Annotated in this window: 14 protein-coding genes; 11 read left to right on the plus strand and 3 right to left on the minus strand. The window is 59.7% G+C overall.

Annotated elements, in window-relative coordinates; genetic code table 11:
- Window positions 1–4 precede the first annotated feature (4 nt).
- Together ASF61_RS08115 and htpG are read left to right on the plus strand one after the other, a co-directional pair.
- Window positions 5–1,444, plus strand: coding sequence for a PLP-dependent aminotransferase family protein (locus ASF61_RS08115; RefSeq protein WP_082491346.1), 1,440 nt, complete (start codon window positions 5–7; stop codon window positions 1,442–1,444).
- A gap of 124 nt (window positions 1,445–1,568) precedes the next feature.
- Window positions 1,569–3,482 (plus strand): molecular chaperone HtpG, encoded by a 1,914-nt coding sequence (gene htpG, locus ASF61_RS08120; RefSeq protein ID WP_056153753.1) that lies wholly within the window; start codon window positions 1,569–1,571, stop codon window positions 3,480–3,482.
- 217 nt (window positions 3,483–3,699) lie between these two features.
- On the opposite strand, the gene ASF61_RS08125 is transcribed toward htpG, so the two are convergent.
- The 3 genes from ASF61_RS08125 to ASF61_RS08130 form a co-directional block, all read right to left on the minus strand.
- Entirely contained in the window at window positions 3,700–4,587 is an 888-nt protein-coding gene (locus tag ASF61_RS08125; RefSeq protein ID WP_056153756.1) for a hypothetical protein, read from the minus strand.
- 136 nt (window positions 4,588–4,723) lie between these two features.
- Window positions 4,724–5,227 (minus strand): hypothetical protein, encoded by a 504-nt coding sequence (locus tag ASF61_RS23200; protein WP_156369497.1) that lies wholly within the window; start codon window positions 5,225–5,227, stop codon window positions 4,724–4,726.
- A gap of 802 nt (window positions 5,228–6,029) precedes the next feature.
- The gene (locus ASF61_RS08130) at window positions 6,030–6,578 is read right to left on the minus strand and encodes an alpha/beta hydrolase (protein WP_056153759.1); all 549 of its coding nucleotides are present in this window, start codon (window positions 6,576–6,578) and stop codon (window positions 6,030–6,032) included.
- 577 nt (window positions 6,579–7,155) lie between these two features.
- Between ASF61_RS08130 and flhD the strand changes: the two genes are divergently transcribed.
- From flhD to ASF61_RS08175, 9 genes are all read left to right on the plus strand, one after another.
- A complete protein-coding gene (gene flhD, locus ASF61_RS08135; protein WP_026636987.1) occupies window positions 7,156–7,473 on the plus strand; it encodes a flagellar transcriptional regulator FlhD in 318 nt (105 codons plus the stop codon).
- 51 nt (window positions 7,474–7,524) lie between these two features.
- Entirely contained in the window at window positions 7,525–8,094 is a 570-nt protein-coding gene (gene flhC, locus ASF61_RS08140; protein WP_056153763.1) for a flagellar transcriptional regulator FlhC, read from the plus strand.
- Window positions 8,091–8,897 (plus strand): cyclopropane-fatty-acyl-phospholipid synthase family protein, encoded by an 807-nt coding sequence (locus ASF61_RS08145; RefSeq protein ID WP_056153767.1) that lies wholly within the window; start codon window positions 8,091–8,093, stop codon window positions 8,895–8,897. The genes flhC and ASF61_RS08145 overlap by 4 nt, the downstream gene beginning before the upstream one ends.
- Before the next feature lie 129 nt (window positions 8,898–9,026).
- Window positions 9,027–9,887, plus strand: a complete 861-nt coding sequence (gene motA, locus ASF61_RS08150) for a flagellar motor stator protein MotA (RefSeq protein ID WP_056153769.1) — start codon at window positions 9,027–9,029, stop codon at window positions 9,885–9,887.
- Between the two features lie 33 nt (window positions 9,888–9,920).
- Complete coding sequence (gene motB / locus ASF61_RS08155; RefSeq protein WP_056153772.1) at window positions 9,921–10,883, plus strand: flagellar motor protein MotB; 963 nt, start codon at window positions 9,921–9,923, stop codon at window positions 10,881–10,883.
- A 52-nt stretch (window positions 10,884–10,935) separates the two neighbouring features.
- Window positions 10,936–11,484 (plus strand): hypothetical protein, encoded by a 549-nt coding sequence (locus ASF61_RS08160; RefSeq protein WP_056153775.1) that lies wholly within the window; start codon window positions 10,936–10,938, stop codon window positions 11,482–11,484.
- 82 nt (window positions 11,485–11,566) lie between these two features.
- Complete coding sequence (locus ASF61_RS08165; protein ID WP_056153778.1) at window positions 11,567–11,932, plus strand: response regulator; 366 nt, start codon at window positions 11,567–11,569, stop codon at window positions 11,930–11,932.
- 45 nt (window positions 11,933–11,977) lie between these two features.
- Window positions 11,978–14,185 carry a chemotaxis protein CheA gene (cheA, locus tag ASF61_RS08170; RefSeq protein ID WP_056153781.1) on the plus strand — a complete coding sequence of 736 codons (2,208 nt, stop codon included), beginning with the start codon at window positions 11,978–11,980 and terminating at the stop codon, window positions 14,183–14,185.
- A gap of 12 nt (window positions 14,186–14,197) precedes the next feature.
- Window positions 14,198–14,686: a chemotaxis protein CheW gene (locus ASF61_RS08175; protein ID WP_056153783.1), complete on the plus strand. Its 489-nt coding sequence runs from the start codon at window positions 14,198–14,200 to the stop codon at window positions 14,684–14,686.
- Window positions 14,687–14,786 lie beyond the last annotated feature (100 nt).

Here is a 14,786-nt window from a genome sequence, read left to right on the forward strand (position 1 = left end):
CGCCATGCTGGGGCCGCTATCGCGCGACGCCGGGATCACCCTGATCGACCAGATCGTCGGTTCGGTCATCAGCCGCATCGACGAGCGCCTGCTGCGCGGCGGCGCGCGCATGCCGTCGATCCGCGCGTTTGCGACCAGCAATGGGGTTTCGCCGTTCACCGTGGTGGCCAGCTACGACAAGCTGGTGGCGGCCGGCTACCTGGAATCGCGGCGCGGCGCCGGCTTTTTTGTCCGCGAACGCTTGCCGATGGCGCTCAGCGGCGCCGAGCCCGGGGCAGGGCGCGCGGCGGCGTCGGCTGCGGACGCCTGCCCGGCAGCCAAGCCGATCGACGTGGTCTGGCTGGTCCGTAATATGTTCCGCCAGCTGCCGCACCAGCACATGCCCGGCACCGGCGTGCTGCCGACCGACTGGCTCGACGGCGCAGCGGTCGCCAATGCGCTGCGCGCCGTCAGCCGCCAGCATCCGGGTTTGCTGCTCAGCTATGGTGTGCCGCAGGGCTTTTTGCCGCTGCGCCAGCAGTTGCAGAACAAGCTGGCCGAGCTCGAAATTGCCGCCGCACCGGAGCAGATCGTCACAACGGCCGGGGTGACCCAGGCGCTGGACCTGGTGGCGCGCGAATTCACGCGTCCCGGCGACACCATCTTCGTCGACGACCCCGCCTGGTTCCTGATGTTCGGCTCGTTTGCGGCGCTGGGCGCCAAGGTGATCGGCATCCCGCGCCTCGGCGACGGTCCCGACGTGGCCAGGCTGGCCGAGCTGGCCGCGATCCACCGGCCGCGGCTGTACATCATCAACTCGGTGCTGCACAACCCCAGCTCGACGTCGCTGTCGGCAGCCAAGGCGTTCCAGGTCCTCAAACTGGCCGAAGAGCACGACTTCATCCTGGTCGAGGACGATATCTATTGCGATCTGCACCCGGGCAGCGCGGTGCAAGCGGCAACGCGGCTGGCCGCCCTCGACCAGTTGCAGCGCGTGATCTACCTCGGCGGCTTTTCCAAGACCATGGCGGCCAATCTGCGGGTCGGTTTTATTGCGACCTCGCCCGGGCGGGCCGAACGGCTGGCCGACCGCAAGATGCTGTCCACGCTGACTACCAGCGATATCGGCGAGCGCGTGGTCTATAAAGTGCTGTCCGAGGGCTCGTACCGCAAGCACGCCGACCGCGTGCGAGCCAGGCTCGACAGCGTTCGCGCCAGGACCCTGCGCCAGATGGAGCGGGTGGGGCTGAAGCCGGTGCAGGCCGCCCCGGCCGGTATGTTCGTGTGGGTCGATACCGGCTGCGACACCAACGTCCTGGCCGAGCGCGCCATGGCGGAGCAGCTGTTGCTGGCCCCCGGCAGCCTGTTTTCGCCGAGCCAGCGGCCATCGACCTTCATGCGCGTCAACGTGGCAGCCATGCAGGAGCCGGCCGTCTGGCGGTTCCTGGAGAAGACGCTGCCGTAAAATCACTGCTGAAAATATTTTGCTCTTGAAAACATTTATCTGATCCCCACTTCCCGCACACCAGCGGTTTCGCGACCGCGCGACCCACGTATTTTTCATCTTAGACTTAGAGGTTGACGACAACATGGCAGACAACGATAAACAAACCCTTGGTTTTCAGGCCGAAGTAAAACAGCTGCTGCAGCTGATGATCCACTCGCTGTATTCGAACAAGGAAATCTTCCTGCGCGAGCTGATCTCGAACGCTTCGGACGCTGCGGACAAGCTGCGCTTCGAGGCGATCAACAACGACGCCCTGTACGGCAACGACCACGAGCTGAAAATCAAGGTCGGCTTCGACAAGGCCGCGCGCACCATCACCATCTCGGACAACGGCATCGGCATGAGCCGTGACGAGGCCGTCTCGCACCTGGGCACCATCGCCAAGTCCGGCACCAAGGAGTTCTTCGGCAAGTTGTCGGGCGACCAGCAGAAAGATGCAGCCCTGATCGGCCAGTTCGGCGTCGGCTTCTATTCGGGCTTCATCATCGCCGACAAGATCACCGTCGAAACCCGCCGCGCCGGCCTGGACGCGTCGCAAGGCGTGCGCTGGGAATCGACCGGCGAGGGCGACTACTCGATCGAGCAGATCGAAAAAACCGGCCGCGGCACCGACATCATCCTGCACCTGCGCGAAGGCGAGGACGAGTTCCTGTCGTCGTGGAAGATCAAATCGATCATCCGCAAGTACTCGGACCACATCTCGCTGCCGATCGTGATGCACAAGGAAGAGTACGACGACGAGAAGAAGGAAACCGTCCTCAAGGACGAGACCGAGACCGTCAACCAGGCCAGCGCGCTGTGGGCCCGCAACAAGTCCGACATCACGCCGGAACAATACGACGAGTTCTACAAGCACGTCTCGCACGACTTCCAGGCGCCGCTGACCTACACCCACAACCGCGTGGAAGGCCGCAGCGAGTACACCCAGCTGCTGTACATCCCGGCCAAGGCGCCGTTCGACCTGTGGGACCGCAACAAGCGTGGCGGCCTCAAGCTGTACGTCAAGCGCGTGTTCATCATGGACGACGCCGAACAGCTGATGCCGACCTACCTGCGCATGGTCAAGGGCGTGATCGACTCGGCTGACCTGCCGCTGAACGTGTCGCGCGAAATCCTGCAGGAGTCGCGCGACGTGCGCGTGATCCGCGAAGGCTCGACCAAGCGCGTGATCGGCATGCTCGAAGAGCTGGCCAATGCGGACGAACAGGACAAGAAAGACAAGTACGCCACCTTCTGGACCGAATTCGGCCAGGTACTGAAAGAAGGCATCGGCGAGGACGCGGCCAACAAGGACCGCCTGGCCAAGCTGCTGCGCTTCGCCTCCACCGCCAACGACAGCGACGCGCAGTCGGTCTCGCTGGAACAGTACCTGGCGCGCGCCAAGGAAGGCCAGGACAAGATTTACTACGTCACGGCCGACAACTATGTCGCCGCCAAGAACAGCCCGCACCTGGAAATCTTCCGCAAGAAGGGCGTGGAAGTGCTGCTGCTGACCGACCGCGTCGATGAATGGATGTTGTCGTTCCTGACCGAGTTCGAGGGCAAGGAACTGGTATCGGTGGCCAAGGGCGGCCTCGACCTGGGCGCACTGGAAGACGAAGCCGAGAAGAAAGAGCACGAAGAAACCCAGACCTCGTACCAGGACCTGGTCGGCAAGATGAAGGAAGCGCTGGCCGACAAGGCCAAGGACGTGCGCGTCACGTTCCGCCTGACCGATTCGCCAGCCTGCCTGGTGGCCGACGAGAACGAACTGTCGGGCAACCTGCTGCGCATGCTGAAGGCGGCCGGCCAGAATGCGCCGGAGTCGAAGCCTATCCTGGAAATCAACCCCGACCACCCGCTGGTGCAGCGCCTCAAAGCGGAAGACGTGGCCAGCTCGTTCAACGACTGGGCCAACATCCTGTTCGACCAGGCCCTGCTGGCCGAAGGCGGTTCGCTGACCGATCCGGCGTCGTTCGTCAAGCGCCTGAACGAGTTGCTGTTGAGCGCGAAGTAATTTTGCTGCGCCCAAAAGGCAGTTTCTAAAAACCGTAGCAATGAATAGCTCATCGTACCAAGGTGCGATGAGCTGCCGAACTCGAACTCCGGTAAAGTTTAGTCGTTCTATGCGTGATTTTAGTGGCTGGCCCGTTTTTGAGGGACAGTGAGGTGATGGACGCTCGCTTACATAATCATTATATGGTGCATGCCCACATCATGATGGCCGACTAGTGTCACTTCCACCGGTGCATAATGCTGGGTTTCGGTGACGCTAATATCTCACCGATTGCCTCAACAGCAATCACCGTTTCCCACTGCACCAAGCCGTTTCCGCTGTCGTGGCGCACTGCCACCTGTTTGCCGAGCAAGTCAGGCGCCAGCACCAAACCTTCGGGAGTCGGTATAGGAGCAGTATCGGAGCACTTGAGGCTGGTACCGCTCTCGGTGGTAATCCGGAAGCCCGCTGCGGTTTTAATTTGTGAATAACTGACCACACCGCGCCCAGGCTCCAGCATGCGTTCATCGGCCAGTTGCAGTTCATCGCCCACCACGATTTCACCGGCTAACCTCCCATCAGGCAGGATGGAGTCAATACTGACGCAGGCCCCGAGGCTTCCACCACCATCGCCATCGCTACTTCCACCTGGATCATCAGGATCACTATCAGTGCCGTTCCAGTTATCGTTAAAACCATCCGCTTGCGTCGAAGATCTGACCTGCCCGTCCGACCCTACTTCGACCCATTTACCTTCGGCCGTATGCTCGGTAGGGTTGTTTACAGCAACGTAGTCACCGGAGTGATTGGTACGTCCTTCCTCGCCCAGTGGAACGATGATGGAGTTTGTTCTCTCGGTAGCGATCCTTTCTGCGACGAACTCATATTGAGCATCGGGGGTGGTTGACGTAGTCGCGAGGTCCTTATCGGCCGCATGCGACATTTCATGAAACAGATTCGCAGCTGGGGATTCATAGTTGCTGATATTTCCGTCCGCATCTGTGACAGCAATAGCAGTGTTCGGGTCCCAAGTGATGGTGATCTGCCCATCCGGGCTGATTGAGGTTTGATTAAGGCCGGTGTGGTCGATTACAAGGTCGACGTGCTGTTGAGACGTATCGCGCAACAGCTGAATTCCTTGCGCATTTTGACTTCCGTAACTTAATGCACTCTGAAGTTTTTCCAGATCAGCACCGTTGTTATTTTCTATGGTTCTGAATATTCCATTGATGGGAATAATTTTCCAAACTGTCTTCTAATAATCAAAGGAGATCGCAAGGAGATGACGCATGTTCATTGATTTGTGCGAATTTTCCGCCTTTAATTACTTCGCGAATTTCAGCGACTACTTCATCGCGAAGTAATATTGGCTGCGTATTCCAGGTCGCATTTACATAGGGCTGGTTCAGAAATTTTTGACCGAATTCTACAGAAACATCCTCGCTGTTCTTAAAATGAAAAATTATTTTATTTCTAACTTCAAATTTTTTTCTTGAAATTAATTGATCTTGAGGTAAATCACGCGCTGTGAGTAGAATTTTCAGTAGTTGAAAAGATTTATCCGGACCATCGATAAAATATTTACATCCAATTTTTTGCAAAATTGCATCATTAATATGTGTTCCAAATAATAGTCTTGCGGGAATAAAGGCTGCATCTGCGGACACGGGATTATCTAACTTTCCCGTGTCCATATTAGGATCCGCAAAACTCGCTAAAGGTAAGAGCGAAGCTACTGTGAATAGCGAAAATAGTAGATTTTTCATGTGCTTGTAAAAATATGGAACTCCAAAACAGACATGTTCGGTGTTTGAGCGTCACCATTCTGATTCGGTCAATGATGAAGTACTCTACGTGTCAAAAAATACAATATCAAATCATTTTGTGTAAGTTAACGTAACGCCATGTTTCATTGTATTTCCGTTATCGCATGTAGCTGATGCACCGGTAGCAGAAGTGGTTGGATATGGAGGCGTTGAAATTAGGTCCTTAAATCCTTCGACGTCCTCAACGCGCCTATAATCCTTGCGAGAGTCGGACGGAGGAGTCAGAGCAGACTTCCGCGATCAACCATAGCCTTTTAGCTGTTGGTAGCTCGAGCAGCTCACGACCAGGCCGGAAGCTTTACTGTTGCCAAAGCCTTCTGCTGGATAGCTGGTGCGCTTGCTACTGATTGGCGGTTTTACACTCCGAGCGACTAACAGGGATAATTCAAGCTGATGCGTCCTTTGAATGTCCACGGTTTGTCTTGCTGTAGCAAACTACTTGCTCCAGCGTGCCTTTGCTCTATGTCGATCGTTACCTGTTCAGATAGTTTGTAGTCAGCCACCACGTAGCGATGATCGGCCACTCAGGCACATGAGCTTTAAACAGTCCAAGATGCTGCTAAGTCAAGCGAAAACCTGGCCTCGGCAGTCTGAGTATTGCATCTGTGAAGTCGAGGGCGAATTTCCACCTATACCCGGCTACGTTCGCAAGATTCAGGTTACTGCGCTCGCGACCGTTTGCCGAAGCAGGAAGACGGGGATCCAAAAGTTAAAATATAAAAATTGCAAGCATGCTCGGAATTTATCGATCACCGAGCCCGGCGCAAAACTCGTCGAACAATGCCAGCCCTTCAGGCCAAGGGCCATAGCCGGCGTCGCCGTTGATGTGGCCGGCGTTGCCGATCTCGATGCAGGTGCTGCCCCAGGCCGATGCGAACTGGCGGGCGCGGGTGATGTCGACATACGGATCGTTGCTGCTGGCGACGATCAGCGTCGGGAAGGGCAGCGGCGCCAGTTGCATCGGCTGGAAGCCGGTGGTGCAGTCGGGGTAGGTGGGGGCGTCGGTGTCGGAAGGGGCGACCAGGAAGGCGCCGGCCGCCTTGTACTGCGAGCCCGATGCGGCCCAGCGCGTGATCAGTGCGCAGCTCAGGCTGTGGGCGACCAGTACCGGCGGCTCGGCGCAGCGGCCGATGGCGGCGTCGAGCTCGGCCACCCAGGTGCCGGCGTCCGGCGTTTCCCAGTCGCTGTGTTCCACCCGCCGCCAGTCCGGGCGCTGCTGCTGCCACTGGCTTTGCCAGTGCGCGGGACCTGAATTCCATAATCCTGCCAGCACCAATACCTGTTGCGCCATGTCCGCCTCTCCCGTCGCGTCGTAGCAACATGATAACCGAGGCAGGGAGCAGTGCGGCAATTGCCTAAATGGCATGGGCTGCGTATCGAAAAAAAATCGAAAAAAAATCGAAAAATAATTCGGAAAAACCCTCAAGTTACCCAAAACGCTGCCGTTACCAGGTTCAGGATACGGGGAAATGGGTCTGAAAAGGCGCAGGTCGCCGTCCCGGGTTGCAAAAAGGTAGTTAAAAATAATTGAAAATTTTTTCGTGGAAACCCTAAAGTTCCCGAAAATGCTGCCGTAACCAGCTCAGATGTAGCAAAAAAGCGTCGCTCGCAACAAGATTTTTGGGCCGGTTTCATCACCTTTCCAGGATTTTTTTGAAGACTGTCAGCCGCCAAATGCCTACGCCGCAAGGGCGTAGACCCCCGATCTGCATGTGTTTGTAAGACAAACACGGACAGGTCGCGTTCGCTATTTCCCGACGGAAAATACGGAGGTGCACCTCTACTCGTATTTTTGTTGCTCCCGCAGAATGTATCTCACTGGAAACGTAATTCCGCAGTGAAACACACGAACGAACTGGGAGATGGAAATGACCGCAAACGACATGATGGCTGAGATCCGCGATGCTAACCTGAGCTACCTGATGCTCGCGCAGCAAATGATTCGCGCTGACAAAGTCACCGCGATCTTCCGCCTCGGCATCGCTGCCGAAATCGCCGAACTGATCGAAGGCATGAGCAATGCCCAGATCCTCAAGCTCGCAGGCGGCAACATGATGCTGGCCCGTTTCCGCTTCGACGACAGCGCCATCCTGTCGATGCTGACCAACTATAATAAAGACCGCAACCTGGCGCAGTCGCACGCCGCCATCCTGATGGCCGGCCAGGCCGTTGAAGAAATCGCGTAATCAGACCACGATACGTCGCCACCTATCTATCAGCAGCCGGGAGCCCAGATCATGACCAAGAAAAGCGTAGTCTCCGAAGCCCAGGAAATCCAGCTGGCCATCGAACTGATCCAACTGGGCGCGCGCCTGCAGTTGCTCGAATCGGAAGTCTCGCTGTCGCGCGAGCGCCTGCTCAAGCTGTATAAAGAGTTGCGCGGCGTGTCGCCGCCGAAGGGTATGCTGCCGTTTTCGACCGACTGGTTCCTGACCTGGCAGCCGAACATCCATAGCTCGCTGTTCATCAACATCCACCAGTTCCTGGTCACCCACGCTGGCGCTTCCGGCATCCAGGCCGTGATGAAGGCTTACCAGCTCTACCTCGAGCAGATGCCGCCGGCCCCGGGCGAAGAGCCGCTGCTGTCGCTGACCCGTGCCTGGACCCTGGTGCGCTTCTTCAGCAGCAAGATGCTGGAAACGGCCCACTGCGGCAAATGCCAGGGCAAGTTCGTGGTCAATGCCATGGATCTGCACGGCAGCTATGTCTGCGGCCTGTGCCACATGCCTTCGCGCGCCGGCAAGACCAAGGCGGCGCAAAAAGCACGCGACGCCGAACTGGTTGACGGCGACGCCCTGGCTGCGTGACCCGCCCACCTTCCTCCATTCTCTCCCGCCTGGTCCGCACGCCTGCCGTGCGGGCCCTGCTGATCCAGTGCGGCGCTGCGCCGCTGACGCTGGTCCTGGTCTATCTGCTAGCCTCGCTGCGCCTGAGCTGGTTGTATCCGGTCAGCTATCTGACCGTGGCCGTGGTCCACGGGCTGGTCGCGGCTGCCATCACCTGGCGCGCCGGACTGGCGCCGTGGTGGCGCCTGATCGAGCTGCTGTTTCCGCTGGCCGTGCTGGCGGCGCTGGCGCTGCAGCTGCCGTCGTGGATCTTCCTGCTGGTCTTTCTCGTCCTGCTGGGCTGGTACTGGTCCACGTTCCGCACCCAGGTGCCGTATTTTCCGTCCAGCCCCGGCGTGTGGGATGCCGTGCGCCAGCAACTGCCCGAACCGCGCGCCGGCGGCGGGCGCCTGCGCGTGATCGATATCGGCAGCGGGCTGGGCGGCTTTGTGCTGTACCTGGCGCGCGTGCGGCCCGATGTCGACGTGGTCGGCATCGAGCTGGCCCCGCTGCCGTGGCTGACCAGCTGGCTGCGCGCCCGGCTGTCCGGCAGCCGCGCGCAGTTCCTCCGCGGCGACTACGAGCAGCTCGATTTCGGCCAGTTCGACCTGGTCTTCGCGTATCTGTCGCCGGCCGCGATGGGGCAATTGTGGCGCAAGGCGCAGGCTGAAATGTGTCCTGGTAGCAATTTAATAAGCTATGAATTTGACATCTGCGGCAAGCCGCCCGATCTCGTCATTCACGCCACAAACGACACGACTCCCCTCTATAAATGGTACTTTTAAGCATCATTTGGCGTTATTCGCTTGCCCGGGGGCACTGAGACAAGCTATTGTAGTTCTACACGTAAATTTTATGAAATCGGGCCGCCGCGAGTTAATGTTTTGGCCCTTTTTCTTTTTCGGGAGCCTTTCTTGTTTGTCATCATCGGTTATGTAGTCATCATGGTCGGCGTCTTTGGCGGTTACGCCATGGCGGGCGGGCACCTGGCTGCGCTGTTCCAGCCGCTCGAACTGGTGATGATCGGCGGCGGCGCATTCGGCGCTTTCATTGCCGGCAATAATGCCAAGACCATCAAGGCCACCATGGGCGCGCTGCCCAAGCTGTTAAAAGGGTCCAAGTTCAACAAGGACCTGTACATGGAGCTCATGTCGCTGATGTTCGACGTGCTGTCCAAGGTCCGCAAGGAAGGCCTGATGTCGATCGAAGGCGATATCGACAGCCCCGAACAGAGCCCCGTGTTCAGCAAGTATCCGAGCGTGCTGGCCGACCACCACGTGGTCGAATTCATCACCGATTACCTGCGCCTGATGGTGTCCGGGAATATGGATGCGTTCCAGATCGAAAACCTGATGGACAACGAGATCGACACTCACCACCACGAGGGCGCCGCGCCGGCCCACGCCATCGCCCGTCTCGGCGACGGCATGCCGGCCTTCGGTATCGTGGCGGCGGTGATGGGCGTGGTCCACACGATGGAAAACGTCGGCCTGCCGCCGGCCGAACTGGGCATCCTGATCGCCCACGCGCTGGTCGGTACCTTCCTCGGTATTCTGCTGGCCTACGGTTTCGTGGCGCCGCTGGCCAGCCTGCACGAACAGAAGCTGGAAGAAGAAGCCAAGATGTACCAGTGCGTGAAGGTCATCCTGCTGGCCAGCCTGAACGGTTACGCGCCGGCGCTGGCGGTGGAGTTCGGTCGCAAGGTGCTGTACTCGACCGAGCGTCCGACCTTCGGCGAGCTGGAAGACCACATCAAGAAATCGAAATCCAAGTAATGGGTTACCCGATGTCCGGCTCAAGGAACCGAAATGGCTGAAGAAGGCTTACGCCCGATTATCGTCAAGCGCATCAAGAAACACGGCGGCGGTCACCACGGCGGCGCGTGGAAGATCGCCTATGCCGACTTCGTGACGGCGATGATGGCGTTTTTCCTGCTCATGTGGCTGCTCGGCTCCACCACCAAGGGCGATTTGAACGGCATCTCCGAATACTTTAAAACGCCGTTGAAGGTGGCGATGCAGGGCGGCTCGGGCAGCGGCGACAGCAGCTCGGTGATCCAGGGCGGCGGCACCGACTTGACGCGCAAGACCGGCCAGGTCAAGGCCAGCGATGCGCCGACCGAACAGAAGACCTACAACCTCAACGCGGCCAAGAAGGCGCTCGAAGCCGAGGAAAAAGACCGCCTGAAAAATCTCAAGCAGAAGATCGAGCAGAAGATCGACGCCAACCCGGTGCTGACCAAGTTCAAGAACCAGCTGCTGCTCGACATTACCAGCGAAGGCTTGCGGATCCAGATCGTCGACGAACAGAACCGGCCGATGTTCAATTCGGCGCGCGCCGAGCTGCAGCCGTATTTCAAGGACATCCTGCACGAGATCGGTTTTGTGCTGAACGATGTGCCGAACCGCATCGGCCTCACCGGCCACACCGATTCGACGCCGTATATGAGCGAGACCGGCTACAGCAACTGGGAATTGTCGGCCGACCGCGCCAATGCCTCGCGCCGCGAACTGATTGCGGGCGGCATGTCCGACGCCAAGGTGCTGCGGGTGACCGGCCTGGCGTCGGCCGCCAACCTCGACAAGGCTGATCCGTTCAATCCGATCAACCGCCGCATCAGCATCCTGGTGATGAACAAGCGTACCGAGGAAAGCGTGATCCGCGACGGCGGCCGCCAGATCGAGGTCGGCGCCGAGGAGGGCACGGTCGAAGACGGTCCGGCAGCACCGCCGGCAACGGCGGCGCCGGCGGGACCGCCGGTACGCAAATGATGCGACGCCACGAATTTACGCAGCCAGCAGCAAGAGTAATCACGAGACTTATATGACGAGAAAAAAAATCCTGGGGTCGCATGTCAAACGCCTGATGTCGGGCGTGTCCGACCACGGGCTCAAGCATCTGACCGAGGTCGAAACCGACTTGATCCAGACCCGGCTGCTGCTGGAGGAGGCGATCGACAAGCTGTCGTTCAACTTCATGGCCATCCACCAGGCAGTGACGGGCGAACAGGCCACCATCGACCGCCTGCTCGCGGGCGCCGACATCACGGCCGACCAGCGCGCCCGGCTCGAGGCCCTGCCCGGGCAGCTGGGCACGTATGTGAATGCGGCCGTGGTCAGCCTGCAGTTCCAGGACATGACCGGCCAGCTGCTCGACCGCACGCTCAAGCGCGTGAACGGCTTGCGCGATTTCCTCGGCAAGCTGGGCGAGCATGGCGCGGAAATGACGGCCGAGAGCGAGGATGAGAAAATCGTCGAACTGCTCGGCAAGGTCAGCATTGCGCTGACCGTCCAGAGCCTGGAATTGAGCAGCGTGCTGCGCAAGGCCGTACATCAGCAACACATGGAGAGCGGCGACATCGAACTGTTCTGAACCGCGCGTGAAAATCGCCCGAGCAGCGCCGATACGACCCTGATATGCCGGAACACCGGCAATAATTTTAGTGAGAACCAAGATGGCCAAGACAATACTTGCAGTTGATGATTCCAGTTCCCAGCGCCAGATGGTGGCCTTCAGCCTGAAGGCGGCCGGCTACGACGTGGTCGAAGCCGTGGACGGCATGGACGGCCTGGAAAAAGCGCGGCTGCAACAGGTCGACATGGTGTTGACCGACCAGAATATGCCGCGCATGGACGGCCTGGAACTGATCAGGATGCTGCGTCAGCTGCCCAGCTACGCCAAGACCCCGATTTTGATGCTGACGACCGAGTCGTCGGACGAGATGAAGAACAAGGGCCGCGCTGCCGGCGCCAACGGCTGGCTGGTCAAGCCGTTCGATCCGCAGCGGCTCAACGAGGTGGTGAAGAAAGTCATCGGCTGACAGGACGTATGCAATGATGCTGAGCGAACTTTACGGAGTAGCACCATGACCATCGATATAAGCCAGTTTTTCCAGGTCTTTTTCGATGAGGCCGAGGAACTGCTGGCTGAAATGGAACGGTTGTTGCTGGCGGTCGATGTCGACGCGCCCGACGCCGAAGATCTCAATGCGATTTTCCGCACCGCCCATTCCGTCAAGGGCGGCGCCTCCACGTTCGGCGTGACCGACATGGCGGAAGTGACGCACATCCTGGAAACCCTGCTCGACCGCATCCGCAAAGGCGAAATGGCGCTGACGTCGGAGCACGTGGACGCCTTCCTGGCCGCCAAGGACATCCTCAAGATGCAGCTCGACGGCCATCGCCATGGCGCCGAGGTGGACCAGGATGCGGTCGGCAATATCCGCATGGTGCTCCATTCGCTGACGGAAAACGTGCCGGTGGCGGCGCTGTCGCCGGTGGCCGTGGCCTCGTTCGGCGTGGCCGAGACGCCGGTCGTCGATCACAGCGGCGGCCGCCGTTACCGGCTCGAGCTGCCGGTGATGGACCACCGCGAAGTGACCGCGCTCGGCGCCGAGCTGGGCCTGATGGGACACGTCTCCATCACGCCGCTCGACAAGGACCGCAACGCCATGGTGGTCACCACCCACGAAAGCCTGGACGACATCATTGCCATCTGCTCGTTCGTGCTGAACCCGGACGAGATGCGGGTGACCGAACTGCCGGCGCTCGACGCCGCCCAGCAGCAGCTCGAAGACGCGGCCCGCAGCAAGGTCGAGAACGAACTCGGATACGGCTTCTTCGACGCCGTGCCGCTGCACCCGCAGCAGGGCGCCGGCGGCGCCGGTGCCGTCGAGGGTTACGGCTTCTTCCAGCCGCTCGAGGAAATCCGCGCCAATGCGCAGGCGGCCAGCGACGATGCGCGCGGCTACGGTTTCTTCCAGCCGCTGGAACAGATCCGCGCGGCCGCCGGCATCGTGACCGATCCGGCCACCGTGCAGGAAGAAGAAAAGAAGGCGGCCAAGAAGGAAGAGAAGGAAAAAGAGAAAGCATCCCACGCCGGCGCCGAATCGTCGTCGATCCGCGTCTCGATCGAAAAGGTGGACCAGCTGATCAACCTGGTGGGCGAACTGGTGATCACGCAGGCCATGATCGAGCAGCGCGTCGATACGCTCGACCCGATGAAGCACGAGCGCCTGCTCAACAGCGTGAGCCAGCTGACCCGCAATACGCGCGACCTGCAGGAAGCGGTGATGTCGATCCGCATGATGCCGATGGACTTCGTGTTCTCGCGCTTCCCGCGCATGGTGCGCGACCTGGCTGCCAAGCTCGGCAAGAAAGTCGATTTCATCACCAACGGCGCGGCCACCGAACTCGACAAGGGCCTGATCGAACGCATCGTCGATCCCCTGACGCACCTGGTGCGCAACTCGATCGACCACGGCATCGAAATGCCCGAGGTGCGGCGCGCTGCCGGCAAGAGCGACGCCGGCCGCCTGTTCCTGTCGGCGTCCCACCAGGGCGGCAACATCATCATCGAGGTGTCCGATGACGGCGGCGGCCTGAACCGGGAAAAAATCCTGGCCAAGGCCATGCAGAGCGGCCTGGCCGCCAGCGACACCATGACCGATGCCGAAGTGTGGCAGCTGATCTTCGCGCCCGGTTTTTCCACGGCCGACGCGGTCACCGACGTGTCGGGCCGCGGCGTGGGCATGGACGTCGTCAAGCGCAACATCACGGCCATGGGCGGGGTGGTCGATATCCGCTCGGCCAAGGGTTTCGGCACCACGATCTCGATCTCGTTGCCGCTGACGCTGGCGATCCTGGACGGCATGTCGATCAAGGTGGGCGAGGAAGTCTACATCCTGCCGCTGGGGTTTGTGATCGAATCGCTGCAGCCGACGCCGGAAGACGTCAAGGAAATCAGCGGCAAGGGCCGCGTGATCAAGGTGCGCGGCGAGTACCTGCCGCTGGTGCCGCTGTACCAGATGTTCGATATCGTGCCGCGGTTTACCGACCCCAGCCAGGGTATCGTGGTGATCATCGAGACCGAGGGCCGCAAGGCCGGGCTGTTCATCGACGACCTGGTCGGTCAGCAGCAGGTGGTGGTGAAAAACCTGGAATCGAATTACCGCAAGGTGGCCGGCATTTCCGGCGCCACCATCCTGGGCGACGGCGGCGTCTCCCTGATTCTCGACGTTGCAGCGCTGATACGCTCGTCGCGCCAGCTGGCCGACGAACAGATTTTTTCGTAGAAAGGAATTACCATGTCCGAAGCATTGACCACAGGCGCCAACGAAATCGCCGGCCACGAATACCTGGCCTTCAAGCTGGGCTCGGAAGAGTACGGCATCGACATTTTGAAGGTGCAGGAAATTCGCGGCTACGAAGCCGTGACCCGCATCGCCAACGCGCCCGAGTTCATCAAGGGCGTGATCAACCTGCGCGGCATCATCATCCCGGTGGTGGACATGCGCATCAAGTTCAACCTGGGTGAGCCGATCTATGACCAGTTCACGGTCGTGATCATCCTGAACATCAGCGGCCGCATCGTCGGCATGGTGGTCGATTCGGTGTCCGACGTCACCACGCTGACCCCGGAGCAAGTGAAGCCCGCGCCCGAGATGGGCACCGCCTTCAGCTCCGACTACATGATCGGCCTGGGCACCATCGACGAGCGCATGCTGATCCTGGTAAATATCGACAAATTGATGTTGAGCCCCGAAATGGGCTTGATGGAACAACTGGCGGCCTGAACCCAGCCCCAAAGCGGTACGCGTCCCTGCCCGCGGCGTGCCCCACAGAGGGCGTGCCAGAAGAAACTAGCAGCACCACCGGATGGACGTTTTCGGTGGC

The organism is Duganella sp. Leaf126, from assembly GCF_001423125.1.
Classification (GTDB): Bacteria; Pseudomonadota; Gammaproteobacteria; order Burkholderiales; family Burkholderiaceae_D; genus Rugamonas.